The 24578-nt window shown below is 61.1% G+C and carries 18 protein-coding genes; 7 read left to right on the forward strand and 11 right to left on the reverse strand.

Features of this window, described 5'->3' with window-relative positions; all coding sequences use genetic code 11:
- The first annotated feature begins 149 nt into the window (after positions 1-149).
- From mfd to FGE05_RS23755, 3 genes are read left to right on the forward strand one after another with little or no spacing between them, the layout of a single operon-like run.
- Positions 150-3599 (forward strand): transcription-repair coupling factor, encoded by a 3450-nt coding sequence (mfd, locus tag FGE05_RS23745; protein WP_139648797.1) that lies wholly within the window; start codon positions 150-152, stop codon positions 3597-3599.
- A 10-nt stretch (positions 3600-3609) separates the two neighbouring features.
- Complete coding sequence (locus FGE05_RS23750) at positions 3610-4176, forward strand: CsiV family protein (RefSeq protein ID WP_139648798.1); 567 nt, start codon at positions 3610-3612, stop codon at positions 4174-4176.
- Positions 4177-4187: 11 nt separating this feature from the next.
- Positions 4188-6878, forward strand: coding sequence for a DEAD/DEAH box helicase (locus FGE05_RS23755; protein WP_139648801.1), 2691 nt, complete (start codon positions 4188-4190; stop codon positions 6876-6878).
- 317 nt (positions 6879-7195) lie between these two features.
- Here FGE05_RS23755 and FGE05_RS23765 read toward each other — a convergent pair whose 3' ends face one another.
- The 3 genes from FGE05_RS23765 to FGE05_RS23775 form a co-directional block, all read right to left on the reverse strand.
- Complete coding sequence (locus tag FGE05_RS23765) at positions 7196-7930, reverse strand: S-methyl-5'-thioinosine phosphorylase (RefSeq protein WP_139648804.1); 735 nt, start codon at positions 7928-7930, stop codon at positions 7196-7198.
- 12 nt (positions 7931-7942) lie between these two features.
- Positions 7943-8941, reverse strand: coding sequence for a beta-N-acetylhexosaminidase (gene nagZ, locus FGE05_RS23770; protein WP_173668667.1), 999 nt, complete (start codon positions 8939-8941; stop codon positions 7943-7945).
- A gap of 179 nt (positions 8942-9120) precedes the next feature.
- Positions 9121-9828 carry a TetR/AcrR family transcriptional regulator gene (locus tag FGE05_RS23775; RefSeq protein WP_041022016.1) on the reverse strand — a complete coding sequence of 236 codons (708 nt, stop codon included), beginning with the start codon at positions 9826-9828 and terminating at the stop codon, positions 9121-9123.
- Between the two features lie 239 nt (positions 9829-10067).
- On the opposite strand from FGE05_RS23775, the gene lexA reads away from it, so the two are divergent.
- Both lexA and sulA read left to right on the forward strand, forming a co-directional pair.
- Positions 10068-10676 (forward strand): transcriptional repressor LexA, encoded by a 609-nt coding sequence (gene lexA / locus FGE05_RS23780; RefSeq protein WP_024777918.1) that lies wholly within the window; start codon positions 10068-10070, stop codon positions 10674-10676.
- A 10-nt stretch (positions 10677-10686) separates the two neighbouring features.
- Positions 10687-11160, forward strand: coding sequence for an SOS-induced cell division inhibitor SulA (gene sulA / locus FGE05_RS23785; protein ID WP_139648807.1), 474 nt, complete (start codon positions 10687-10689; stop codon positions 11158-11160).
- Between the two features lie 73 nt (positions 11161-11233).
- On the opposite strand, the gene FGE05_RS23790 is transcribed toward sulA, so the two are convergent.
- The 7 genes from FGE05_RS23790 to FGE05_RS23820 form a co-directional block, all read right to left on the reverse strand.
- Positions 11234-11473, reverse strand: coding sequence for a hypothetical protein (locus FGE05_RS23790; RefSeq protein ID WP_041022021.1), 240 nt, complete (start codon positions 11471-11473; stop codon positions 11234-11236).
- Positions 11474-11579: 106 nt separating this feature from the next.
- Complete coding sequence (locus tag FGE05_RS23795; RefSeq protein ID WP_139648809.1) at positions 11580-12104, reverse strand: DUF6586 family protein; 525 nt, start codon at positions 12102-12104, stop codon at positions 11580-11582.
- Between the two features lie 237 nt (positions 12105-12341).
- Entirely contained in the window at positions 12342-14954 is a 2613-nt protein-coding gene (topA, locus tag FGE05_RS23800; RefSeq protein ID WP_139648811.1) for a type I DNA topoisomerase, read from the reverse strand.
- A gap of 115 nt (positions 14955-15069) precedes the next feature.
- The gene (locus FGE05_RS23805; RefSeq protein WP_003199644.1) at positions 15070-15306 is read right to left on the reverse strand and encodes a DUF1653 domain-containing protein; all 237 of its coding nucleotides are present in this window, start codon (positions 15304-15306) and stop codon (positions 15070-15072) included.
- A gap of 106 nt (positions 15307-15412) precedes the next feature.
- Entirely contained in the window at positions 15413-16588 is a 1176-nt protein-coding gene (gene fadA / locus FGE05_RS23810; RefSeq protein ID WP_139648812.1) for an acetyl-CoA C-acyltransferase FadA, read from the reverse strand.
- A 30-nt stretch (positions 16589-16618) separates the two neighbouring features.
- Positions 16619-18766, reverse strand: coding sequence for a fatty acid oxidation complex subunit alpha FadB (gene fadB / locus FGE05_RS23815; protein ID WP_139648814.1), 2148 nt, complete (start codon positions 18764-18766; stop codon positions 16619-16621).
- A 485-nt stretch (positions 18767-19251) separates the two neighbouring features.
- Positions 19252-19689, reverse strand: coding sequence for a hypothetical protein (locus tag FGE05_RS23820; protein WP_139648816.1), 438 nt, complete (start codon positions 19687-19689; stop codon positions 19252-19254).
- A gap of 102 nt (positions 19690-19791) precedes the next feature.
- Here FGE05_RS23820 and FGE05_RS23825 point away from each other — a divergent pair, with 102 nt between their 5' ends.
- Positions 19792-20232 (forward strand): universal stress protein, encoded by a 441-nt coding sequence (locus tag FGE05_RS23825; RefSeq protein WP_024777909.1) that lies wholly within the window; start codon positions 19792-19794, stop codon positions 20230-20232.
- A 121-nt stretch (positions 20233-20353) separates the two neighbouring features.
- Here the strand turns inward: FGE05_RS23825 and FGE05_RS23830 are convergent, their stop codons facing one another.
- The gene (locus tag FGE05_RS23830) at positions 20354-22273 is read right to left on the reverse strand and encodes an ATP-binding cassette domain-containing protein (protein WP_139648818.1); all 1920 of its coding nucleotides are present in this window, start codon (positions 22271-22273) and stop codon (positions 20354-20356) included.
- A gap of 214 nt (positions 22274-22487) precedes the next feature.
- On the opposite strand from FGE05_RS23830, the gene FGE05_RS23835 reads away from it, so the two are divergent.
- On the forward strand, positions 22488-24416 hold the full coding sequence (locus tag FGE05_RS23835; RefSeq protein WP_139648820.1) for a transglycosylase SLT domain-containing protein: 1929 nt from the start codon (positions 22488-22490) through the stop codon (positions 24414-24416).
- Positions 24417-24578 lie beyond the last annotated feature (162 nt).

Here is a 24578-nt window from a genome sequence, read left to right on the forward strand (position 1 = left end):
CTACATTATGCCGCCGAGTCCACGCCGGAGCAATGCGCGCCTGTCGCGCCGTGGTTTTCCCCTCCGCCCGGGTAGTCTGCGACTGACAGCCGCCCCTTTACCCCGCTACAATTGTCGACTTTGTCGCAACGCTTGGAGCTCAACCTTCCGTGCCCGTTCTGCGTCTTCCGCTTCTCCCTGCCACGGCAGGTAAACAGCACTGGGGCAACCTGCCCGGTGCCGCCCTGAGCCTGGCCATTGCCGAGGCCGCCAGCGCTGCAAAGCGCTTTACCCTGCTGCTGACCGCCGACAGCCAGAGCGCCGAGCGGCTGGAGCAGGAGCTGGGTTTCTTCGCCCCGGATCTGCCGGTTCTGCATTTTCCGGACTGGGAAACCCTGCCCTACGACCTGTTCTCGCCGCACCAGGACATCATTTCCCAGCGAATCGCCAGCCTTTATCGGTTGCCGGAGCTCAGTCATGGCGTTTTGGTAGTGCCCATCACCACGGCCCTACATCGCCTGGCCCCGACCCGGTTCCTCCTCGGCAGCAGCCTGGTGCTGGATATCGGCCAGAAGCTGGATGTGGAGCAGATGCGCATCCGACTGGAGGCCAGCGGCTACCGTTGCGTCGACACCGTGTACGAACACGGCGAGTTCGCGGTACGTGGCGCCTTGATCGACCTGTTCCCGATGGGCAGCAAGCTGCCTTATCGCATCGACCTGTTCGATGACGAAATCGAGACCCTGCGTACCTTCGACCCGGAAAACCAGCGTTCCATCGACAAGGTCCAGTCGGTCCGCCTGCTGCCCGCCAAGGAATTCCCGCTGCAGAAAGACGCCGTGACCCGCTTCAAGGCGCGGTTTCGCGAGCGCTTCGACGTGGATTTCCGTCGCTGCCCGATCTTCCAGGACCTGAGCAGCGGGATCACCCCCGCCGGCATCGAGTATTACCTGCCGCTGTTTTTCGAAGAGACTTCCACCCTGTTTGACTACCTGCCCCAGGACACCCAGGTGTTCTCGTTACCAGGGATCGAACAGGCAGCGGAAAACTTCTGGAACGACGTGCGCAATCGCTACGAAGAACGTCGCGTCGACCCGTCCCGTCCTTTATTGCCGCCTGCCGAGTTGTTCCTGCCGGTGGAAGACTGCTTTGCCCGTCTCAAGACCTGGCCACGCGTGGTGGCAAGCCAGCAGGACGTGGAGCCCGGCGTCGGCCGTGAACGCTTCCCCGCCAAAGCCCTGCCAGACCTGGCGATCGAAGCCAAGGCCACGCAGCCATTGGCGGCGCTGGCCGGCTTTCTCGACGAGTTTCCTGGCCGCGTGCTGTTTACCGCCGAATCCGCCGGGCGGCGCGAAGTGCTGTTGGAGTTGCTCGAGCGCCTGAAATTGCGGCCGAAAACGATCGACAGCTGGCCGGACTTCGTCGCGAGCAAGGATCGACTGGCAATCACCATCGCGCCGCTGGACGAAGGCCTGGTACTCGATGATCCGGCGGTGGCGCTGGTGGCCGAAAGCCCGCTGTTCGGCCAGCGCGTCATGCAACGCCGTCGCCGTGAGAAGCGTGCCGATGCCGCCAACGACGCGGTCATCAAGAACCTGACCGAGCTGCGCGAAGGCGCGCCGGTGGTGCATATCGACCACGGCGTGGGTCGCTACCTGGGCCTGGCGACACTGGAAATCGACAACCAGGCGGCCGAGTTCCTCACCCTGGAATACGCCGAAGGCGCCAAGCTCTACGTGCCGGTGGCGAACCTGCACCTGATCGCACGCTACACCGGCAGCGACGACGCCCTGGCCCCGTTGCATCGCCTGGGCTCGGAAACCTGGCAGAAGGCCAAGCGCAAGGCCGCCGAACAGGTGCGCGACGTGGCCGCCGAACTGCTGGACATCTACGCCCGCCGCGCCGCGCGCGAGGGTTATGCCTTCGCCGACCCGAAAGCCGACTACGAAACCTTCAGCGCCGGTTTCCCGTTCGAGGAAACCGTCGACCAGCAAACCACCATCGAAGCCGTGCGCGCCGACATGCTCGCGCCCAAGCCGATGGACCGGCTGGTGTGCGGCGATGTCGGTTTCGGCAAGACCGAAGTGGCGATGCGCGCCGCGTTCATTGCCGTGCACAGCGGCAAGCAGGTCGCCATCCTGGTGCCGACCACCCTGCTCGCCCAACAGCACTACAACAGCTTCCGCGACCGCTTCGCCGATTGGCCGGTCACTGTGGAAGTGATGAGCCGCTTCAAGTCCGCCAAGGAAGTGAACGCCGCCGTGGCCGACCTGGCCGAGGGCAAGATCGACATCGTCATCGGCACGCACAAGCTGCTGCAGGACGATGTGAAGATCAAGAACCTCGGGCTGGTGATCATCGACGAAGAACACCGCTTCGGTGTACGCCAGAAAGAACAGCTCAAGGCCCTGCGCAGCGAGGTCGACATCCTGACCCTGACCGCCACGCCGATTCCGCGCACGCTGAACATGGCAGTGTCGGGCATGCGCGACCTGTCGATCATCGCCACGCCGCCGGCCCGCCGCCTGTCGGTGCGCACCTTCGTCATGGAGCAGAACAAGAGCACGGTCAAGGAAGCGCTGCTGCGTGAGCTGCTGCGCGGCGGCCAGGTCTATTACCTGCACAACGACGTGAAGACCATCGAGAAGTGCGCCGCCGACCTGGCCGAGCTGGTGCCGGAAGCACGGATCGGCATCGGCCACGGGCAGATGCGCGAACGCGAACTCGAACAGGTGATGAGCGACTTCTACCACAAGCGCTTCAACGTGCTGATCGCCTCGACCATCATCGAGACCGGTATCGACGTGCCGAGCGCCAACACCATTATCATCGAGCGGGCCGACAAGTTCGGCCTAGCCCAGTTGCACCAGTTGCGCGGCCGGGTCGGGCGCAGTCACCACCAGGCCTATGCCTACCTGCTGACGCCGCCACGCCAGCAGATCACCCCCGACGCGGAAAAACGCCTGGAGGCCATCGCCAATACCCAGGACCTGGGGGCCGGTTTCGTGCTCGCCACCAACGACCTGGAAATCCGCGGTGCCGGCGAACTGCTGGGGGACGGCCAGAGCGGCCAGATCCAGGCCGTCGGCTTCACCCTGTACATGGAAATGCTGGAACGGGCGGTCAAGTCGATCCGCAAGGGCGAACAGCCGAACCTCGACCAGCCCCTGGGCGGCGGGCCGGAAATCAACCTGCGGGTGCCGGCGCTGATCCCGGAGGATTACCTGCCGGATGTCCATGCGCGACTGATTCTCTACAAGCGCATTGCCTCGGCCACCAACGAGGAAGAACTCAAGGACCTGCAAGTGGAGATGATCGACCGCTTCGGCCTGCTGCCGGAACCGACCAAGAACCTGGTGCGAACGACGCTGCTCAAGCTCCAGGCCGAACAACTGGGCATCAAGAAAGTCGACGGCGGCCCCAATGGCGGTCGGATCGAGTTCGAAGCCCAGACCCCGGTCGATCCACTGGTACTGATCAAGCTGATCCAGGGCCAGCCCAAGCGCTACAAATTCGAAGGCGCCACGATGTTCAAGTTCATGGTGCCCATGGAGCGCCCGGAAGAACGTTTCAATACCGTAGAAGCGCTGTTCGAGCGCCTCACCCCGACCACTGCTTGAAGGACGCCCCATGCGCCTGTTTCGCTCACTGACCTTGCTGCTGACCCTGGTCGCTCCCCTGGCGTTTGCCGACGACCTGTATCAGGTCGAAATGATTCTGCTGCGCCAGAATGCCGAACCGGTGATTATCAGCCGTGCCGCCCCGGAAGACTGGGACGCCGGCGCGCAACGACTGCCCGCCGACAGCCAGCGCACCCCAGCGCTCAGGGGCATCGTGGAGAAACTCAACGCCAGCGGCCAATACACCGTATTGATGCACAAGGCCTGGCAGCAGAACATCGGCGAACAGGGCAGCAAAATCGCCATCAGCGACGGCACCGAACAGTTCGGCCAGTTCCCCATCGAAGGCACCCTGGGGCTGAAACTGGGACGCTTCACCGACGTGGATGCCGACTTCTGGATCAACCGGATCGATGCCAATGGCCTCGTCACCGCGAGCGAACGCATGAAGCAGAACAGCCATACCAAGAACGGCCAGCTCAACTACCTGGACAACGGTCACCTGGCCCTGCTGATCAAGATCACCTCGTTGACCGCGCCCGCTCCACGGCAGGCACCTGACGTCATTCCGGACTGAACGGCGCGCCTATGCCCTCGCCCCTGAGCAAACCCCTGGCACCTTCCTGGGTCAATCGATTCAAGGAACAGAGCCTGGAGCGTGGGCGCCGTTACGCACTGGAAAACCGCGTCAGGATCGTCGAGACCGGAGAAAGCACCATCACCGCCAGTTGCGAAGGCTCTGGTGGCAATGTTTATCGTCAGACCATTCGCCTTAAAGAATCAGCCAAAGGCACATTGATTCTGCTCGAAGCCGCTTGCTCCTGCCCGGTGCGCATCAACTGCAAGCATTGCGCGGCGGTGTTGCTGCAAGTCCAGGAAACCCTGGCCTATCCGGCTGCCGAGAAAGACGCCCAACTGCTGGAGAAACTCCAGGCGGTACTGGACAACCGCAGCCCCAAGGCCCCGCCGCAGGTGCTGGTGGACAACGTCCAACCGATGCCACGCCTGTGGCTGGCGAGCATAGAGTTCAGCGCCTTCGAGCCGCGTAACGGCAAGATGCAGCGCTACATCCAACACCGCGCGGCCCTGTCGTTCAGCTATCTGGACGAGTACGTCAGCGGCCAACGCAATACTGACGTGCTGATTCGCCAGGAAACACAGACGCTGCGAATAAAACGCCACACCGATGTGGAGCAGTCCTACCGCGAGCAGCTACGGATCCTCGGCTTCAAGATCGCGACCCGGCAAAGCAAGGCCCTGCCGGAAAGTGCCGGCGAACTTTACGAGATGGTCAACGACAGCGCCTGGCTGACGTTCACGCTCAATGATCTGCCGAAACTGCGCAGCCAGGGCTGGGAGCTGCAGATCGATGAAGATTTCGGCTTCGATCTGACCGCCGTGGACGACTGGTACGCCACCGTCGAGGAAACGCCGGAGCGGGACTGGTTCGATCTGGAACTGGGGATCATCGTCAATGGCGAGCGATTGAGCCTGCTGCCGATCCTGTTGAACCTGATGCGCTCGCACATCGAACTGTTCAACCCGGAACGCCTGGCCAGGCGCCGCGATGACGAACTCATCCTGGTCAACTTGCCGAACCGTCCGAACTCGGAGTTCGGCCCGCAACAAGTGGCTCTGCCCTACGGCCGGCTGAAACCGGTGCTGGCGACTCTGGGCGAGTTTTACCTGCACGAGCCCGGCACCACCAAGCTGCGCCTGAACAGCGCGGATGCCTTGCGCCTCAATCCCCTGCAAGACATGCCACTGCGCTGGGAAGGCGGCGAACACATTCGTGGCCTGGCCCAACGCCTGCGGGACATCAAGGACTACACCGCCACCGTGCCGGAGGGCCTGAACGCGACGCTGCGGCCTTATCAACTCGAAGGCTTGAGCTGGATGCAGTCGCTGCGGCAACTGGAAGTCGGCGGCATCCTCGCGGACGACATGGGCCTGGGCAAGACCCTACAGACCCTGGCGCACATTCTCAGCGAAAAAAACGCCGGCCGCCTCGACCGTCCCTGCATGGTGGTGATGCCCACCAGCCTGATTCCCAACTGGCTCGACGAGGCCGCCCACTTCACGCCGCAACTGAAGGTGCTGGCCCTGTATGGCGCCGGGCGCAAGAAGCACTTCGAACGGCTGGCCGATTACGACCTGGTGCTCACCACCTACGCCTTGCTGCCCAAGGATGTCGAACGCCTGAAGACGCAGCCACTGCATGTGCTGATCCTCGATGAAGCCCAATACATCAAGAACCCCACCAGTAAAGCCGCCCAGGCTGCCCGGGAGCTCGATGCCCGGCAGCGACTGTGCCTGTCCGGTACGCCCCTGGAAAATCACCTGGGCGAGCTGTGGTCACTGTTTCACTTCCTGCTGCCCGGGTGGCTCGGGGACGTGAAGAGTTTCAACCGCGATTACCGCGTGCCCATCGAAAAGCGCGGCAGCGACATCAGGCTGCAACACCTCAATGGCCGGGTAAAACCTTTCCTGTTGCGCAGAACCAAGGAACAGGTCGCGACGGAATTGCCACCCAAGACCGAAATCGTCCACTGGGTCGAACTCAGCGATGCCCAGCGGGACGTCTACGAAACCATGCGCCTGGCCATGGACAAGAAAGTGCGCGACGAAATCACCCGCAAGGGCGTTGCCCGCAGCCAGATCATCATTCTCGAAGCGCTGCTCAAGCTGCGCCAGGTGTGTTGCGACCTGCGACTGATCAGCGATGCCCCACCTGCCCGAGGCAGCACCTCGGGCAAGCTCGACAGCCTGATGGAAATGCTGGACGAGCTGTTTGAAGAGGGACGTCGGGTGCTGCTGTTTTCCCAGTTCACGTCGATGTTGGCGCTCATCGAAGATGAGCTGAAAAAACGCGGCGTGGACTACGCCATCCTGACCGGCCAGACCCGGGACCGGCGCACGCCCGTCAAGGAGTTCCAAAGCGGCAAGCGCCAGATTTTCCTGATCAGCCTCAAGGCGGGTGGCGTTGGCCTGAACCTGACCGAAGCCGACACGGTGATCCACTACGACCCGTGGTGGAACCCCGCAACGGAAAACCAGGCGACCGACCGGGCTTATCGCATCGGCCAGGAGAAGCCAGTGTTCGTCTACAAGCTGATTGCCCGGGGCACCGTGGAAGAAAAAATCCAGCTGCTGCAAAAGGAAAAATCCGACCTCGCCGCCGGCGTCCTCGACGGACGCGTGGCCGGAGACTGGAAGCTGCAGAGCGACGATATCGAGGCGTTGTTCGCGCCCCTGCCGGATAAGCTGGAGAAGCGCTGAGGCCCGTATATGGCGGCCTGATACCTGTGGGAGCCGAGCTTGCTCGCGATAGCGGTGTTTTTACCTGCGATGTTGGATGTTGCGACGCCATCGCGAGCAGGCTCGCTCCCACAGGTTTCGTGTCGTACCGTCATAGCGAGTACACCTGCATTCCAGGGTGGGAGCGAGCCTGCTCGCGATAGCGGTGTCTCAGTTACCTGCGATGCTGGATGTTCCGGCGCCATCGCGAGCAGGCTCGCTCCCACAGGTTTCGTGTCGTGCAGTCATAGCGAGTACACCAGCATTCCAGTGTGGGAGCGGGCTTGCTCGCGATAGCGTTACATCAATACACGCGCCAGGGTCGATTTCACTTTCCCCATCCCGTCATGCAGCGCCTGCTCGATCTCCGCCATGGTGATCACCGCCGTGGACTTGCCCGCTGCCGGATTCACCACCAGGGCCAGGCAGGCGTAGTCCAGCTCCAGTTCGCGAGCCAGCGCTGCCTCCGGCATGCCGGTCATGCCGACGATGTCGCAACCGTCACGTTCCAGGCGGGCGATTTCGGCCACGGTTTCCAGGCGTGGCCCCTGGGTGCAGGCGTATACACCATGGCTGCTGTAGCCACAGCCTTCGGCGGCCAGGGCAGCGATCAACTTCTGACGCAGCGACTCGCTGTAGGGGTAGCTGAAATCAATGTGGGTGACCGCTTCCAGATCATCAGCGAAATAGGTGTGCTGGCGACCGCTGGTGTAGTCGATCAACTGATGAGGCACACAGAAATGCCCGGTGCCCATCGCTGCATGGATCCCGCCCACGGCATTGACCGCCAGGATCGCCTCGGCGCCAGCCTGCTTCAACGCCCAGAGATTGGCGCGATAGTTGACCTGATGGGGCGGCAACCGATGGGGATGGCCATGGCGAGCCAGGAACAACACTTCACGTCCAGCGTAGTCACCGATCTGGATATCGGCCGACGGTGCGCCATAAGGCGTATCCACCGCCAGGGATCGGCGAATGGTCAGGCCTTCGAGCTGGGTCAGGCCAGTGCCGCCGATAATTGCGTAAACGGTCATGACAAAACGTCCTTAATCAATCAATTGGGCGGCTTTCAGCGCGCCGATTGCCGTCAGCCAGCGTGGATCCTGGCGGTATTCGGTGGTGGCAAAGGCTTGGCCACGCATGCGTGCGATCCGCGCCGACGGCTTGACCTTCAGGCGCTGGGCAGCGCTCAAGGCCAGCTCCGCGGCGGCGCGGTCGTTGCACACCAGGCCCATGTCGCAACCGGCCGACAACGCGGCCTCGATACGACTGGCGGCATCGCCGACCACATGGGCGCCAGCCATCGACAGGTCATCGCTGAAAATAACGCCATCGAATTGCAGTTCGCCACGCAGGATGTCCTGCAGCCAACGCCGGGAAAAACCTGCCGGGTTGGCATCGACCTGGGGATAGATCACGTGGGCCGGCATCACTGCGGCCAGTTGCTTGCTCAATCGGGCAAAGGGCACCAGGTCATTGGCGCGGATCTGTTCGAGGCTGCGTTCATCGTTGGGAATCGCCACGTGGGAGTCGGCCTCGGCCCAGCCATGACCAGGGAAATGCTTGCCCGTGGCGGCCATGCCGGCCGCTCGCATGCCGCGAATGAATGCGCCCGCCAACAGCGCGACGCGCTCCGGATCGCCTTCAAAGGCACGGCTGCCAACCACCGCGCTGCGCTGATAGTCGAGGTCCAGCACCGGGGCAAAGCTCAGATCGAGACCCACCGCCAGCACTTCGGTCGCCATGATCCAGCCGCACTGCTCGGCCAGGTATTCGGCATTCGGATTGTCGGCAATCGCCCGCATCGCCGGCAACCGCACAAACCCCTGGCGCAGACGCTGAACGCGCCCGCCCTCCTGATCGACCGCCAGCAGCAGGTCAGGACGAACGGCACGGATCGACGCGCTCAGCTCGCGAACCTGACGTGGATGCTCGATATTGCGAGCAAAAATGATCAGCCCACCCACTTCCGGCTGACGCAACAAGTGGCGATCTTCGGCCGTCAGCCAGGTACCGGCGACGTCCACCATCAACGAGCCTTGCAGGCCAGCAGTCATAGCATTTCCTTAGTAACGATGAACCCGCATGGCAATACAGGCACGACCGCGTTGCCAGGCGCCAGGCCCGGCAGGTCGCGGTCGTGCAATGACATTTGAAACGGATTCGAAACGAGAGTCGGCATGGGCGGCTAGCTTAGCGGATGTGGGCAGCCGCGCCCACCCGTTCACGCCTTGGCGAGGGCCGGCGTGGATTTGTTGCGCGGACGCAACTGGGCGGCTGCCATGGCGTCGTCGGTGACGCCACTTTCGGCGCGCATGCCGGCCGCCAGGAAAGGCACCATCAGGCGCATCACCTGCTCGATGGAAGTATTCACGCCAAAGTCGGTTTCGGCGATCGCCCTCAGGGCCTTGATGCCAGACATGCTGAACGCGGCGGCGCCGAGCATGAAGTGCACGCGCCAGAACAACTCGATCGGTGGGATCCGGGGCGCAGCCTCGTTGACCAGGAGCATATAGCGGCGGAATACCTTGCCGTACATGTCTTCCAGATAACGCCGCAGATGGCCCTGGCTCTGGCTGAATGCCAGGCCCAACAGGCGCATGAAGATGGACAGATCGTTACCGCTGCGCGGCTGCACGGCGAGCGCTTGCTCCACCAGCATTTCCAGCAGCTCTTCCAGGGTGGGCTTGACGTCGGGCTTGGCCTGGCGACGCTCCAGTTCACGGTCGAGGCTGAGGCAGAAAGGCCCGAGGAATCGCGAGAACACCGCCTGGATCAGCGCCTTCTTCGAACCGAAGTGGTAGTTCACTGCCGCCAGGTTGACCCCGGCCTTGCTGGTGATCAGGCGCAACGAGGTTTCAGCGAAACCCTTCTCCGCGAACAACTGTTCCGCAGCATCGAGAATGCGTTCAACGGTTTCCGACTGGGCCATGGTTACTCCGCCTGACAAACACTTGTTTGAAACATACGTTTCGACCTTGGGGTTGTCAAGCCTGACGGGACGTTTTGCGAACGCCCGGTCAGCTATTTAACCACACCTTTACAGGCTGTTGCCCAAGTGGCTTCAACCGCCCGACCGACCGTCCAGCGGCCCGCGAAAAAAGGAAGATTGCCAAGCGGCGCTCACTGTATATAATCCCAGTCACTGTATAAAAAGACAGAGCGATCAATATGCTAAAGCTGACGCCACGCCAAGCAGAGATTCTGGCCTTCATCAAGCGCTGCCTCGAGGACAACGGCTATCCGCCGACCCGCGCGGAAATCGCTCAGGAACTGGGTTTCAAGTCGCCGAACGCGGCTGAGGAACACCTCAAGGCACTGGCCCGCAAGGGCGCGATTGAAATGACCCCGGGCGCATCCCGTGGCATTCGTATTCCCGGCTTCGAAGCCAAGGCCGACGAAACCACCTTGCCGATCATCGGTCGTGTGGCGGCGGGTGCTCCGATCCTCGCCCAGCAGCATGTCGAGGAGTCCTGCAACATCAACCCCGCCTTCTTCCATCCACGGGCCGATTATCTTCTTCGCGTACATGGCATGAGCATGAAGGACATCGGCATCTTCGACGGCGATCTGCTGGCGGTACACACCACTCGCGAAGCCCGCAACGGCCAGATCGTGGTGGCGCGTATCGGCGACGAAGTCACCGTCAAGCGCTTCAAACGCGATGGCAGCAAGGTCTGGCTGATTGCCGAGAACCCTGAATTCGCACCCATCGAGGTGGACCTGCAAGAACAGGATCTGGTCATCGAAGGCTTGAGTGTCGGCGTCATCCGCCGCTAAAGGAGGCTTTATGCAGTTCCCTCACACACCACAGCACACGCAACTTCCGTTGTTCGAGGCCTTCATGGCCCAGCCGCTGGCTCCAGTCCTGAAAGATGTGATCGAGGCGCCGTGGAGCGTCGAGCCCGAGGCCTTCAGTGAACTGTCACTGCGTGGTGCAGCCGGGAACTGCCTGAATCTGCTGGCACCGATTCTGCGGGAATTAAGCCAGGACCAGGAAGCCCGCTGGTTGACGCTGATCGCACCTCCGGCCAGTGTCACACAGGCCTGGTTGCGGGACGCAGGTCTTAATCGCGAGCGAATCCTGCTGCTGCAACCGCGGGGCACCCAAAGCGCTCAACAGTTGACTTGCGAAGCCTTGCGCCTGGGTCGCAGCCATACGGTGGTCAGCTGGCTCAACCCGTTGAGCTCAACGGCTCGACAACAGTTGATCAGCGCCGCTCGCACCGGGGACGCACAGAGTCTGAACATTCGACTGGGCTAAGACAAACACAGGGGCTTCTCCAGGACAGAGAAGCCGGGCGGCAACACTACTTCCAAGAAACCGACAGACAGGATCAGTGTAGAACCCGCGGCCCCTCGTCTTCCTTGTTGTTGAATTCGCCTTCAACCAGGCGCCCTGCCATCTGGACACCCACGCTCAGCATCGCCTTGGCGACTTCGACGTGTTGGCCTTGCAGGAATGCCTTGGCATCTTCGGAGAAACTCAGAGTCACCAGGGAACCCTCGTCCTCAGCCCTGCGCAGCTCGATACGGCCATCAGGAAGTTCGACAATTTCTAGAAAGGACGTTGGCATAAAAGTCTGTTCTCCACGAAAGGCGAGGATTATATAGTCATCGGCCAGGCTTCGCTCGGGATCTTGACCAAGCGTTATCAATGAGGGTCTTGAGCTGAAAGAAAACTCAGCACTCGTTCAACCCTTCACGGAAGCGCAACGCCAGGCTCTTGAGGTTCTGACGCCAGCTCTCCAGCTCTTCCCGGCTGAGTTCTTGCTCCGGCTCTTCTTCATCCAGATTGACCGCTACGATCAACGGCTGGGTCACGTCACCCTTGGGCTTGCGAGGAGCCCGTGGCGGCTGGAACAGCGCCGCATGGGCTGCCAGCAGCTTGGCCAGCCAGGTTTCCGGGTTTTGAGCCAGTTCAATCATTTCAGCCATTTCCGGAATGGCAATATCCTGCAGCACTTCCCGTGTCAGCAGCAGTTCGGCCCGCGGGGCGCTCGCCAGGGGCAGTCGATAGAAACCGGCTATTTCATGGCACAAGCCCAGTAACGCACCGTACAGGTGAAACAGGGCCGACTCGCGTCCGGCCTGGAGCAGCGCCGGGGAGTTCATCGCACGTCCATCCTCGGTCCTGGCGAGCGCTTCGAGCGACAGGCCGGCGAAGTAGATTTTCTGGTTGGTGCGGGTATAGAGCTCGTGGGCCATGACGGCATTCTCCCAGCGACATGAAAGCTTTACGCAAGAGCGACAGTGTCGTGGATCAACCAAGACCACTGCAAGCCAAATAGAGCCAAAGGATCAAGCGGTGCCCTGTGGAAGCGAGCCTGCTCGCGATAACGGTGTCACGATCAGCATTGATGACTGACCAACCGCTATCGCGAGCAGGCTCGCTCCCACAGTTCTTTGTCTGACTGATTTGGGGAGGCTCCTTGCCTCCATCAATCAGCGCTTGTCTTCCACCGTCCACTTACCGCCGTCGTAGTAGGCCTTCCAGCCCGTAGGCTTGCCGTCGACTTCGGTCTGCACATACTGCTCCTTGGTCTTGCGGCTGTAGCGAATCACCGCCGGGCGGCCATCCGGATCCTTCTGCGGTGCTTCGCAGAGGAAATGGTACTTCGGATCGATCTCGTCCTTGTGCGGCACGATCTCCATCACCAGGGGTGCACGGGTCTCGCGGTTTTTCGGGAACTGACTGGCCGCCAGGAACAGACCGGACGCACCATCACGCAGGATGTAGGTGTCATTGACCTTCTCGCACTTGAGCTCCGGCATCTTCACCGGGTCCATCTTCGGCGGCGCGGCGTCACCGCTCCTGAGCAGCTTGCGAGTGTTCTTGCAGGTCGGGTTGGTGCAGCCGAAGAACTTGCCGAAACGGCCGGTCTTGAGCTGCATCTCGCTACCACACTTGTCGCATTCCAGGCTTGGGCCTTCGTAGCCCTTGATGCGATAGGTGCCCTCTTCGATCTCGTAGCCCGCGCAATCCGGGTTGTTACCGCAGATGTGCAGCTTGCGCTTTTCGTCCAGCAGATAGGCATCCATCGCCGTGCTGCAGATCGGGCAGCGATGCTTGCCGCGCAACACCAGGGATTCGGACTCGCCCTCGTCGTCCGCGGCGATTTCATCGCCTGGCACCAGGTTGACCGTCGCCTTGCAGCGCTCTTTGGGCGGCAGGCTGTAGCCCGAGCAACCCAGGAAGACGCCGGTGGACGCCGTACGGATCTGCATCGGGCGACCGCAGGTCTGGCACGGAATGTCGGTCATCACCGGCTGGTTGGCCCGCATGCCGCTGTCAGGGCTTTCAGCCACTTCGAGTTTTTTCTTGAAGTCGCCGTAGAACTCGTCGAGGACGTTCTTCCAGTCCCGCTCACCCTGGGCCACATCGTCGAGATGCTCTTCCATGCCAGCGGTGAAGCCGTAGTCCATCAGGTTCGAGAAGCTTTCGGACAACCGCTCGGTAACGATGTCGCCCATCTTTTCCGAATAGAAACGACGGTTGTGCAGCGCCACGTAGCCGCGATCCTGGATGGTCGAAATGATCGCCGCATAGGTCGAAGGACGACCGATACCTCGTTTTTCCATTTCCTTGACCAGGCTGGCTTCCGAGTAACGGGCCGGCGGCTTGGTGAAATGCTGGGTCGGATCGAGCTTGATCAGCTTCATCACGTCACCCTGGGCCATGTCCGGCAAGACGTCGTCGTCCCCAGGCTTGGTGATCTGCGGCATGACGCGGGTATAACCGTCGAACTTCAGGATGCGGCCCTTGGCGCGCAGCTCGAAGTCTCCAGCACCGACGCTGACGGTGGTGGACAGGTACTGCGCCGGCAGCATCTGGCAAGCCAGGAACTGGCGCCAGATCAGCTCGTAGAGACGCTCGGCATCGCGCTCCATGCCCGACAACTTGCTTGGCTCGGTGTTGGCATCGGAAGGACGAATCGCTTCGTGAGCCTCTTGTGCGCCTTCCTTGCTGCTGTAGACGTTCGGCGTGTCCGGCAGGTACTTCTTGCCGAACTCGCTTTCTATATAAGTACGCGCCATCGCCACGGCATCGGCCGAGAGGTTGGTCGAGTCGGTACGCATATAGGTGATGTAGCCGGCTTCATACAGACGCTGGGCCATCATCATGGTTTTCTTCACGCCGAAGCCCAGGCGGTTGCTCGCGGCCTGCTGCAGCGTGGACGTGATGAACGGTGCCGATGGCTTGCTGCTGGTCGGCTTGTCTTCACGCTTGACGATGCTGTAGGTGGAAGCCTTGAGCTTCTCCAGGGCGGCCATGGCCTGGGCTTCGTTAAGCGGCTTGAAGGCTTCGCCCTTTTCCCGGGCCACTTCAAAGCGCACGTTGGCGCCTTTGGCCGTGCCAAGGTCCGCGTGGACTTCCCAGTATTCTTCAGGGATGAACGCACGGATCTCCCGCTCGCGCTCCACCACCAGCTTCACCGCCACCGACTGCACCCGTCCGGCCGACAGGCCACGGGCGATCTTGGCCCACAGCAAGGGCGAAACCATGTAGCCCACCACGCGGTCGAGGAAACGGCGCGCCTGCTGAGCATTGACCCGGTCGATGTCCAGCTCACCCGGTTCGGAAAATGCTTCCTGGATGGCCTTCTTGGTGATTTCGTTGAACACCACGCGCTTGTAGCGGCTGTCATCACCACCGATGGCTTCGCGCAGGTGCCAGGCAATGGCTTCCCCTTCGCGGTCCAAGTCCGTCGCGAGATAGATGGTGTCGGCATCCTTGGCGAGCCGGCGCAGCTCCTCGATGACCTTTTCCTTGCCTGGGAGGATCTCGTACTTGGCTTTCCAGCCGTGTTCCGGATCGACCCCCATGCGTGAGACCAGCTGCTTGCGCGCCTTTTCCTTTGGCGACAGCGCCGGCGCCTCACCAGCGGCCGCCTTGCCGCGCTTGGCGGCTGGCTCCTTGCTGGCGCTAGCCGAACCGCTGGTGGGCAGGTCTCGGATATGGCCGATACTCGACTTCACCACGTATTGGTTGCCCAGATACTTGTTGATGGTCTTGGCCTTAGCCGGGGATTCCACAATGACCAGCGATTTGCCCATGGATCAGAAAATTCCTGAATTCTAAAAAGTGAAAGGCGGTAGGCGCCTGACGCGGCACCGCTATATATAGTGGCTGCAAGGTGAGGTCAAGCGCAGGGTTGTCCGCGGATTGGCCTCAAGGCTTGGAAAAAATGCTCTCTTCGGCCTGCACCAAAGCAAAGCGCGGCACTTGTTCGCCGTCAACCTCGACGGACTCTTCGAACATGCTCAAGGGACGCACCCAAAAGCCGTAATCGCCATACAGGGCTTGATAGAAGACCACTTCTTCCTCGGTCTCGGAATGCCGCGCGATGCTGAATACGCGGTACTGCGGACCTTTGTAATGCTGGTAGAGCCCAGGTTGTATCGGCATGCTTCGGCCCTCGCTGAAATCTTTTCAAAATAAAAACAAATTTTTTTATTAAACCCGGAAAAACAAAAACCGGGGCACTTGGCCCCGGCTTCCATCAACGCAACGCTTAGACGCGTTCGAAGACAGTGGCGATGCCCTGGCCGAGGCCAATGCACATGGTGGACACGCCAAAAGTGCCGCCGTTCTGTTTCATGACGTTCAGCAACGTGCCGGAGATACGTGCACCGGAGCAACCGAACGGGTGACCCAGGGCGATCGCGCCGCCGTGCAGGTTAACCTTCTCGTTCATCTTGTCGAGCACTTTCAGATCTTTCAGCACCGGCAGGGCCTGTGCGGCGAACGCTTCGTTGAGCTCGAAGAAGTCGATATCGGCCATGCTCAGGCCGGCACGCTTCAAAGCTTTCTGCGTGGCCGGTACTGGACCATAGCCCATGATCGCCGGGTCCACACCCGCCACGGCCATCGAACGGATCACCGCCATCGGCTGGATGCCCAGGTCCTGGGCACGCTGAGCCGACATCACGATCATGCACGAAGCGCCGTCAGTGATCTGCGACGAGGTACCGGCTGTCACGGTGCCGCCCTTAGGGTTGAAGGCAGGCTTGAGGGCCGCCAGGCTTTCAAGGGTGGTTTCCGGACGAATGGTTTCGTCGTAGTCGAACAGTTTCAGGAAACCGTTCTCGTCGTAACCCTGCATCGGGATGATTTCATCCTTGAACTTGCCTTCCACGGTCGCCTTGTGGGCGAGCTGGTGGGAGCGCACGCCAAAGGCGTCCTGCTGTTCGCGGGTGATGCCGTGCATTTTGCCAAGCATTTCCGCGGTCAGGCCCATCATGCCCGAGGCTTTTGCCGCGTACAGCGACATGTGCGGGTTCGGATCGACACCGTGCATCATGCTCACGTGGCCCATGTGCTCGACACCGCCGACGACGAACACATCGCCGTTACCGGTCATGATCGCCTGGGCGGCGGTGTGCAGCGCGCTCATGGACGAACCGCACAGGCGGCTGACGGTCTGACCGGCCGCGGTGTGAGGGATCTGGGTCATCAGCGAGGCCATGCGGGCGATGTTCCAGCCCTGCTCCAGAGTCTGGTTAACACAGCCCCAGATCACGTCCTCGACTTCGTTCGGATCGACCTTGACGTTGCGTTCCAGCAGTTTGCTGATCAGGTGCGCCGACATGTCCTCGGCGCGAGTGTTACGGTGCATGCCGCCCTTGGAGCGGCCCATCGGCGTACGACCGAAGTCGACAATCACGACGTCTCTAGGATTCAAGCTCATAAATGTTCTCTCGCTCTAGTCGTTGGGCGCTTAACCGAAGAAGCTCTGGCCGTTCTTGGCCATTTCACGCAGCTTCGCGGTGGGGTGGTACAGCGCGCCCAGATCAGCGTACTGGTCAGCCAGGGCAACGAACTCGGCCACACCGATCGAATCGATGTAGCGCAGCGCACCGCCACGGAATGGAGGGAAACCGATACCGTAGACCAGACCCATGTCGGCTTCGGCGGCGGTTTCGACAATGCCGTCTTCCAGGCAACGCACGGTTTCGAGGCACAGCGGGATCATCATCCAGTTGATGATGTCCTCGTCGGTGACTTCGCGCTGCTCGTAAACGATCGGCTTGAGCACTTCCAGCACCGACGGATCGGCCACTTTCTTCTGCTTGCCGCGCTTGTCGGTCTCGTAGGCGTAGAAACCCTTGCCGTTCTTCTGACCCAGGCGCTTGGCTTCGTAGAGCACGTCGACAGCCGAACGACGGTCGTCCTTCATGCGGTCCGGGAAGCCTTCAGCCATGACGTCGCGACCGTGGTGGCCGGTGTCGATACCGACCACGTCCATCAGGTACGCCGGGCCCATTGGCCAGCCGAATTTTTCCATGATCTTGTCAATGCGCACGAAGTCCACGCCAGCGCTGACCAATTTGGCGAAACCGCCGAAATACGGGAACAGCACGCGGTTGACCAGGAAGCCCGGGCAGTCGTTGACGACGATCGGGTTCTTGCCCATTTTCTTCGCGTAGGCAACGGTGGTGGCAATGGCCAGCTCACTGGACTTCTCGCCACGGATCACTTCCACCAGCGGCATCATGTGCACCGGGTTGAAGAAGTGCATGCCGACGAAGTTTTCCGGACGCTTGAGGGCCTTGGCCAACAGCGAAATGGAAATGGTCGAGGTGTTCGACGCGAGGATCGTGTCCTCCTTGACCTTGTCTTCGACTTCAGCCAATACCGCTTGCTTGACCTTCGGGTTTTCGACAACCGCTTCGACCACCAGATCGACATGGCCAAAATCGCCATAGGACAGGGTCGGACGAATGCCGTTGAGCACTTCGGCCATCTTCGCTGCGGTCATGCGGCCTTTATCGACGCGCCCCACCAGCAGCTTGGCGGCTTCGGCCAGGCCCTGTTCGATGCCGTGTTCGTTGATGTCCTTCATCAGGATCGGCGTGCCCTTGGACGCCGACTGATAGGCGATACCGCCGCCCATGATGCCGGCGCCCAACACGGCGGCCTGCTTCACGTCACGGGCGATTTCGTCGTAGGCCTTGGCCTTTTTCTTCAGTTCCTGGTCATTGAGGAACAGACCGATCAGGCTTTGTGCCGCCGAAGTCTTGGCCAGTTTGACGAAACCGGTGGCTTCGACTTCCAGGGCCTTGTCGCGACCGAAGTTCGCGGCTTTCTGGATGGTCTTGATCGCTTCGACCGGCGCCGGGTAGTTCGGGCCTGCCTGGCCGGCCACGAAACCCTTGGCGGTTTCGAAGGCCATCATCTGTTCGATGGCGTTGAGCTTGAGTTTCTCAAGCTTCGGCTGACGCTTGGCCTTGTAGTCGAACTCGCCACTGATGGCGCGCTTGATCAATTCAAGGGCCGCTTGCTGGAGCTTGCCCGGTTCGACCACCGCATCCACGGCGCCGACCTTCAGCGCGTCTTCGGCACGGTTTTCCTTGCCAGCGGCAATCCATTCGATGGCGTTGTCGGCCCCGATCAGGCGCGGCAGACGCACGGTACCGCCGAAGCCCGGGTAGATGCCCAGCTTGACTTCCGGCAGGCCGATCTTGGCGCCGGAAGACATGACGCGATAGTCCGCTGCCAGGCACATTTCCAGGCCGCCACCCAGGGCGATGCCATTGATGGCCGCGACGGTGGGTACGTTGAGATCTTCGAAGTCGCTGAAGATACGGTTGGCTTCGAGGTTGCCAGCGATCAGTTCGGCATCGGGCAGCTTGAAGTTGTCGACGAATTCGGTGATGTCGGCACCGACGATGAAAACGTCCTTGCCACTGCTGACGATCACACCCTTGATCGAAGCGTCTGCCTTGATAGCGTCCACGGCCTGACGCAATTCGTTCAGGGTTAGACGGTTGAACTTGTTGACGGACTCACCCTTGAGATCGAACTTCAGTTCGACGATGCCACTTTCAAGAGCCTTAACCGTGATGGCTTTACCTTCGTAAATCATCAACTGATCTCCACGATATGGAAGCTGAACAGTACACGTTGAACGCTGACCACTGGTTCGGCATTGACGTTACCGTCGATGCTACGCCAATCCGCCAGGCACACCCGTCAACGCGATAGTCGGGGTTCTGTAGGAACGTTCGGAAAATACAAACGCTCAATTCATACGCCCGTTTGATTTGGGTACGTCACCTTCACGGAATTTCCGACAATTGTCAATCGCCCTAAACAAGGGCTCGGACGCGACTTGACGGTCATTTCCATTACCCTGCAGATCCGCAACACGACGCTGCATGTGCGGACATTCATAAGATCAATAATTAGAAAAGTCGCCCTAATTCCAGACGCAACGAATACAAAGGGCTATGCTGGCGGTACGTTATGAAAGCGCTTGGCGCGAGGACGTTACGAACGAACACCCGGATTGAATTGGTTTACGGCCTGCCTGGCCAACCCGCCCGACGAGACTGTCGGGCTTTTTTATGGTCAGGCCAGGGCCTTGAGCACCGCCGCAATATCCTGCAAAACAGTAGCCTCGCCCTTCTCGCCCCAATACAGGGTGATCATTTGCGGGTCGGCTTCGATCTTGTAGACGTTGGCTGGCAATGTCCTGAAATGCTCGAGCAACGACTCGTCCTGGCAAGTTTCCCGCCACTGATTGACCCAAACGCCAGGCGCGCTTTGCCAGTAACTCCAACAGGCGGGCTGCTTGCCGCGCCGGGGCCGATGGTACTGCGCGCAAGGGTTTGGCGGCTGGGAATCGAGCCAGTGCGGCCATTCCTGGGGCGCCAATTGCATGGCCAGGCCGAGGCGACGGGCCTCCATGCGCAGGGCCATGCGACCACTCTGTACACGGGACGGCCGCAACCATGCCAGGGGGCTCAATACCACCAACAGGATTGACACCACTATCCAGACCGTCATATCAGTACTCCCGAATTCTGATGAGCCATTGACCCATATCGCCGTCAATGCGCTTGAAACCAGCCATACTTAACCGTATCGCCATTCTCTGGAGTGCTTTTCATGTACTACGAACACATCCTGGTCGCCGTCGACCTCACTGAAGAATGCGATCCCGTCATCAAACGCGCTCGCGCCCTGTGCGATGGCCGAGAAACCAAGCTGTCACTGGTGCATATCGTCGAACCGATGGCCATGGCCTTTGGCGGCGATGTCCCCATGGACCTTTCCCAACTGCAACAACAGCAGTTCGATCAGGCCAAGGAACGCCTTGACCGCCTGATCGTGAAGTATCCGGACCTGAAACGGGAAAACAGCCACCTGACCTACGGCCAGCCGCGCCAGGAGATCCATCACCTGGCCAAGGAACAGGGTTGCGACCTGATCGTCGTCGGCAGCCACGGTCGCCATGGGCTGGCGCTGCTGCTGGGCTCCACCGCCAACGACGTATTGCATGGCGCACCTTGCGATGTGCTGGCGGTGCACCTGGTCAAGCGCGCATAACAGCTATGAAGCCCTGAGGGGGTGAGCCTGCTCGCGATGACGTCAGCACAGTCGACATGCCTGTTAGCTGACACACCGCGATCGCGAACAAGCTCGCTCCCACAAAGGGCTGCCTTTCAAATCAGGCGTCCAGCTCTGCCCAACGCTCCACCAACGCATCCAACTCAGCCTGCAACTGCTCCAGATGCGCAATCACCTTGGCGGTTTCCGCGGCCGGCCGCTGGTAGAAGCCGGCGTCGGCCATCTCGGCCTGTACCGCGGCGATCTGTGCTTCCTTGGCATCGATATCGCCCGGCAGCGCTTCCAGCTCGCGCTGCAGCTTGTAGCTGAGTTTTTTCTTGGCCGGAGCCGGGGCCGCCGCAGCGGCAACCGGCGCAGGCTCGGCCTTGACCACCGCCGAATTCAAGTCGGCCTTGCCGGACTTGCTCTCGGTCACGCCCAGCAGGCGCGGCGAGCCGCCCTGGCGCAGCCAGTCCTGATACCCGCCGACGTATTCGCGAACCCGACCTTCGCCTTCGAATACCAGGGTGCTGGTAACCACGTTGTCGAGGAATGCCCGGTCGTGGCTGACCATCAGCACGGTGCCGTTGAAGGTCAGCAACACCTCTTCCAGCAATTCGAGGGTTTCCACGTCCAGGTCGTTGGTCGGTTCGTCGAGGACCAGCAGGTTGGCCGGCTTGCTGAACAGTTTCGCCAGCAGCAGACGAGCGCGCTCGCCGCCGGACAACGCCTTGACCGGGGTCCGGGCACGCTGGGGGCTGAACAGGAAATCACCGAGGTAGCTCAGTACGTGGCGGCTCTGGCCATCGATCTCGATGAAGTCGCGGCCTTCGGCCACGTTGTCGATCACGGTCTTTTCCAGGTCCAGCTGGTGACGCAACTGGTCGAAGTAGGCGACGTCGATCTTCGTCCCCTCTTCCACCTTGCCGCTGCTCGGAACCAGGCCGCCGAGCATCAGCTTGAGCAAGGTGGTCTTGCCGGTGCCATTGGCACCCAGCAGGCCGATGCGGTCGCCGCGCTGCAGGACCATGGAGAAGTCCTTGACCAGGAATGGGCCGCCGGGATGGGCGAAGCTGACGTTTTCCAGCACCATTACCTGCTTGCCGGATTTCTCAGCCGTTTCCAGCTGGATATTGGCCTTGCCGGTACGCTCGCGGCGCTCGCTGCGCTCGACGCGCAGAGCCTTGAGGGCGCGTACACGACCTTCGTTACGGGTACGACGGGCCTTGATGCCCTGGCGGATCCAGACTTCTTCCTGGGCCAGGCGCTTGTCGAACAGTGCGTTGGCGGTTTCTTCCGCCGCCAGTACCGCTTCCTTGTGCACCAGGAAACTGGCGTAATCGCCGTTCCAGTCGATCAGGCCGCCACGGTCCAGCTCAAGGATGCGGGTCGCCAGGTTCTGCAGGAAAGAACGGTCGTGGGTGATGAACAGCACCGCCCCCTGGAAATCCTTCAAGGCTTCTTCAAGCCAGGCAATGGCGCCGATGTCCAGGTGGTTGGTCGGTTCGTCGAGCAGCAGCAGGTCCGGCTCGGAAACCAGGGCCTGGGCCAGCAGGACACGGCGACGCCAGCCGCCGGACAACTCGGCGAGGGTCTTGTCGGCCGGCAGTTGCAGGCGGCTCAGGGTGCTGTCGACCAGTTGCTGCAGACGCCAGCCATCGCGGGCCTCAAGGTCGTGCTGCACATGCATCAGCTTTTCCAGGTCGGCATCGGTGACGATGTTCTGGCTCAGGTGGTGATATTCGGCCAACAGCGCGCCGACACCGTCCAGGCCTTCGGCAACCACATCGAATACCGTCCGCTCGTCGGCCAGCGGCAGTTCCTGGGGCAACTCACCGATCTTCAGACCGGGGGCACGCCAGACCGAGCCGTCATCGGGCTTCTGATCGCCCTTGACCAGCTTCATCATGCTGGACTTGCCGGTACCGTTGCGGCCGATGATGCACACCCGCTCTCCACGGGCGATCTGCCAGGACACCTTGTCCAACAACGGCATCGCGCCGAAAGCAAGGGACACATCGCTGAATTTGAGCAGGGTCATGAGCTTCTCCAAAAACCGGGCGCGCATTCTACCTGAGATGAGACTTCAGGGGTCCGCCATTTTCGTCGTTGAAGCACTCTGCATAACAAATGTTGCGAACTTGCGCCGACGGCCCCGCAAAGCTTTCGCCGGCTGCTGGCAAAAGGCTAAGCTACAGACAGTTACCCTGGGTTACCCCTTGGGCTTTTCATGTTTTTTTCTGCCCGGATGTCTCATGCGCAGTCGCCTTATTACTGTTCTGTCTTGTTTTTTCGTGTGTGCCACTGCCGTTCAAACCGCTCAAGCGGTGGATATTTCCACCCAGCGCCAGTATTACGATGAAGCCAAGCGAGCCTTGGCCAAGGGTGATGCCGGCCCCTATTTCCGCTATAGCGAGGCCCTGCGCGATTATCCGCTGGAGCCGTACCTGGCCTACGACGAACTGACCGCTCGCCTCAAGAGCGCGAGCAACGCCGAAATCGAGAAATTCCTCGCCGAACACGGCGACCTGCCCCAGGCCAACTGGATGAAACTGCGTTGGCTGCGCTGGCTGGCCGAACGCGGCGACTGGGCGACCTTCGTCAAATATTACGACCCCAAGCTCAACTTCACCGAACTGGACTGCCTCAATGGCCAGTACCAGCTCAGCCACGGTCTCAAGGCCGAGGGCTACGCCAACACTGAAAAGCTCTGGCTCACCGGTAAATCCCAACCACAGGCCTGCGACGCGCTGTTCGGCCTGTGGGCCTCCCAAGGCCAGTTGACCGAGCAGAAGCGCTGGGAGCGCGCAAAACTGGCGGCCCAGGCCCGAAATTATCCACTGGCCAACAGCCTGGTCAGCGGCCTGGTCACCCTCGCCCCTCGCGGCAAATTGCTGGTAGACGTGGCGCAGAAACCTGAACTGCTCAATCAACCCTCGCGCTTCGTCCCGGCCGATGAACCGATGTCCGATATCGTCAGCCTCGGCCTGCGCCGTCTCGCCCGCCAGGATCCGGATAAAGCCATGGCATTGCTGGACGGCTATGCCAGCACCATGCATTTTTCCCGCGACGAAAAAGTCGCCATCGCCCGGGAGATCGGCCTGACCCTGGCCAAGCGCTTCGACAGTCGCGCCCTTGAGATGATGACCCAATATGACCCCGAGCTGCGGGACGACACCGTTTCGGAATGGCGCCTGCGCCTGCTGCTGCGCCTGGGCCGCTGGGACGACGCCTATCAGTTGACCCGTCGCCTGCCCGAGTCGCTGGCCAGCACCAACCGCTGGCGCTACTGGCAGGCCCGCAGCCTGGAACTGGCTCAACCGCAGAACCCCGAAGCCTTGACGCTTTACAAGCATCTGGCTCGCGAGCGGGATTTCTATGGGTTCCTGGCCGCTGACCGCTCCCAATCACCCTACTCGCTCGCCAACAAGCCCCTGGTGCTGAGCCAGGCATTGATCAACAAAGTGCGCAATACACCGGGCGTTCGCCGGGCCCTGGAATTCCACGCCCGCGGGCAGATCGTAGATGGGCGTCGCGAGTGGTATCACGTCAGCCGGCATTTCAGCCGGGACGAAATGGTCGCCCAGGCGAAGCTGGCCTACGACCTGAAATGGTATTTCCCGGCCATCCGCACCATCAGCCAGGCCAAGTACTGGGACGACCTGGACATCCGTTTCCCGATGGCGCACCGCGATACCCTGGTGCGCGAAGCCAAGGCTCGTGGCCTGCATTCGAGCTGGGTGTTCGCGATCACCCGCCAGGAAAGCGCCTTCATGGATGACGCGCGCTCCGGCGTGGGTGCCGCCGGCCTGATGCAATTGATGCCCGGCACCGCCAAGGAAACCGCGCGCAAATTCAGCATCCCCCTGGCTTCGCCCCAACAGGTGCTGGATCCGAACAAGAACATCGAGCTCGGCGCAGCGTACCTTAGCCAGGTCCACAGCCAGTTCAACGGCAACCGCGTCCTGGCCTCGGCCGCCTACAACGCCGGCCCCGGCCGCGTACGCCAGTGGCTGCGCGGTGCCGACCACCTGAGCTTCGACGTCTGGGTCGAAAGCATCCCCTTCGACGAAACCCGCCAATACGTGCAGAACGTCTTGTCGTACTCGGTGATCTACGGCCAGAAACTCAACTCGCCGCAACCGCTGGTGGACTGGCACGAGCGGTATTTCGACGATCAGTGAGCCTCAAGCGGCAAGCCATGCCTGAAAAGAAAAATGCCCGTATCAAACGATACGGGCATTTTTATGGTCGGCTTTATCCCCACAATCCCTTGTGGGAGCGAGCCTGCTCGCGATAGCGGCGGGTCAGCTTGCATCAATGTTGAATACGCCGCCGTCATCGCG

The organism is Pseudomonas sp. ICMP22404, from assembly GCF_006227205.1.
Lineage (GTDB): Bacteria > Pseudomonadota > Gammaproteobacteria > Pseudomonadales > Pseudomonadaceae > Aquipseudomonas.

What these genes read in the sequence shown, in the direction of transcription:
- fadA (WP_139648812.1), bottom strand. Translation starts at nt 16,588, where the DNA reads ATGAGCTTGAATCCTAGAGACGTCGTGATTGTCGACTTCGGTCGTACG.
- FGE05_RS23765 (WP_139648804.1), bottom strand. Translation starts at nt 7,930, where the DNA reads ATGACCGTTTACGCAATTATCGGCGGCACTGGCCTGACCCAGCTCGAA.
- sulA (WP_139648807.1), top strand. Translation starts at nt 10,687, where the DNA reads ATGCAGTTCCCTCACACACCACAGCACACGCAACTTCCGTTGTTCGAG.
- FGE05_RS23775 (WP_041022016.1), bottom strand. Translation starts at nt 9,828, where the DNA reads ATGGCCCAGTCGGAAACCGTTGAACGCATTCTCGATGCTGCGGAACAG.
- FGE05_RS23755 (WP_139648801.1), top strand. Translation starts at nt 4,188, where the DNA reads ATGCCCTCGCCCCTGAGCAAACCCCTGGCACCTTCCTGGGTCAATCGA.
- FGE05_RS23805 (WP_003199644.1), bottom strand. Translation starts at nt 15,306, where the DNA reads ATGCCGATACAACCTGGGCTCTACCAGCATTACAAAGGTCCGCAGTAC.
- lexA (WP_024777918.1), top strand. Translation starts at nt 10,068, where the DNA reads ATGCTAAAGCTGACGCCACGCCAAGCAGAGATTCTGGCCTTCATCAAG.
- topA (WP_139648811.1), bottom strand. Translation starts at nt 14,954, where the DNA reads ATGGGCAAATCGCTGGTCATTGTGGAATCCCCGGCTAAGGCCAAGACC.
- FGE05_RS23830 (WP_139648818.1), bottom strand. Translation starts at nt 22,273, where the DNA reads ATGACCCTGCTCAAATTCAGCGATGTGTCCCTTGCTTTCGGCGCGATG.
- fadB (WP_139648814.1), bottom strand. Translation starts at nt 18,766, where the DNA reads ATGATTTACGAAGGTAAAGCCATCACGGTTAAGGCTCTTGAAAGTGGC.
- FGE05_RS23795 (WP_139648809.1), bottom strand. Translation starts at nt 12,104, where the DNA reads ATGGCCCACGAGCTCTATACCCGCACCAACCAGAAAATCTACTTCGCC.
- FGE05_RS23750 (WP_139648798.1), top strand. Translation starts at nt 3,610, where the DNA reads ATGCGCCTGTTTCGCTCACTGACCTTGCTGCTGACCCTGGTCGCTCCC.
- FGE05_RS23820 (WP_139648816.1), bottom strand. Translation starts at nt 19,689, where the DNA reads ATGACGGTCTGGATAGTGGTGTCAATCCTGTTGGTGGTATTGAGCCCC.
- FGE05_RS23790 (WP_041022021.1), bottom strand. Translation starts at nt 11,473, where the DNA reads ATGCCAACGTCCTTTCTAGAAATTGTCGAACTTCCTGATGGCCGTATC.
- FGE05_RS23835 (WP_139648820.1), top strand. Translation starts at nt 22,488, where the DNA reads ATGCGCAGTCGCCTTATTACTGTTCTGTCTTGTTTTTTCGTGTGTGCC.
- FGE05_RS23825 (WP_024777909.1), top strand. Translation starts at nt 19,792, where the DNA reads ATGTACTACGAACACATCCTGGTCGCCGTCGACCTCACTGAAGAATGC.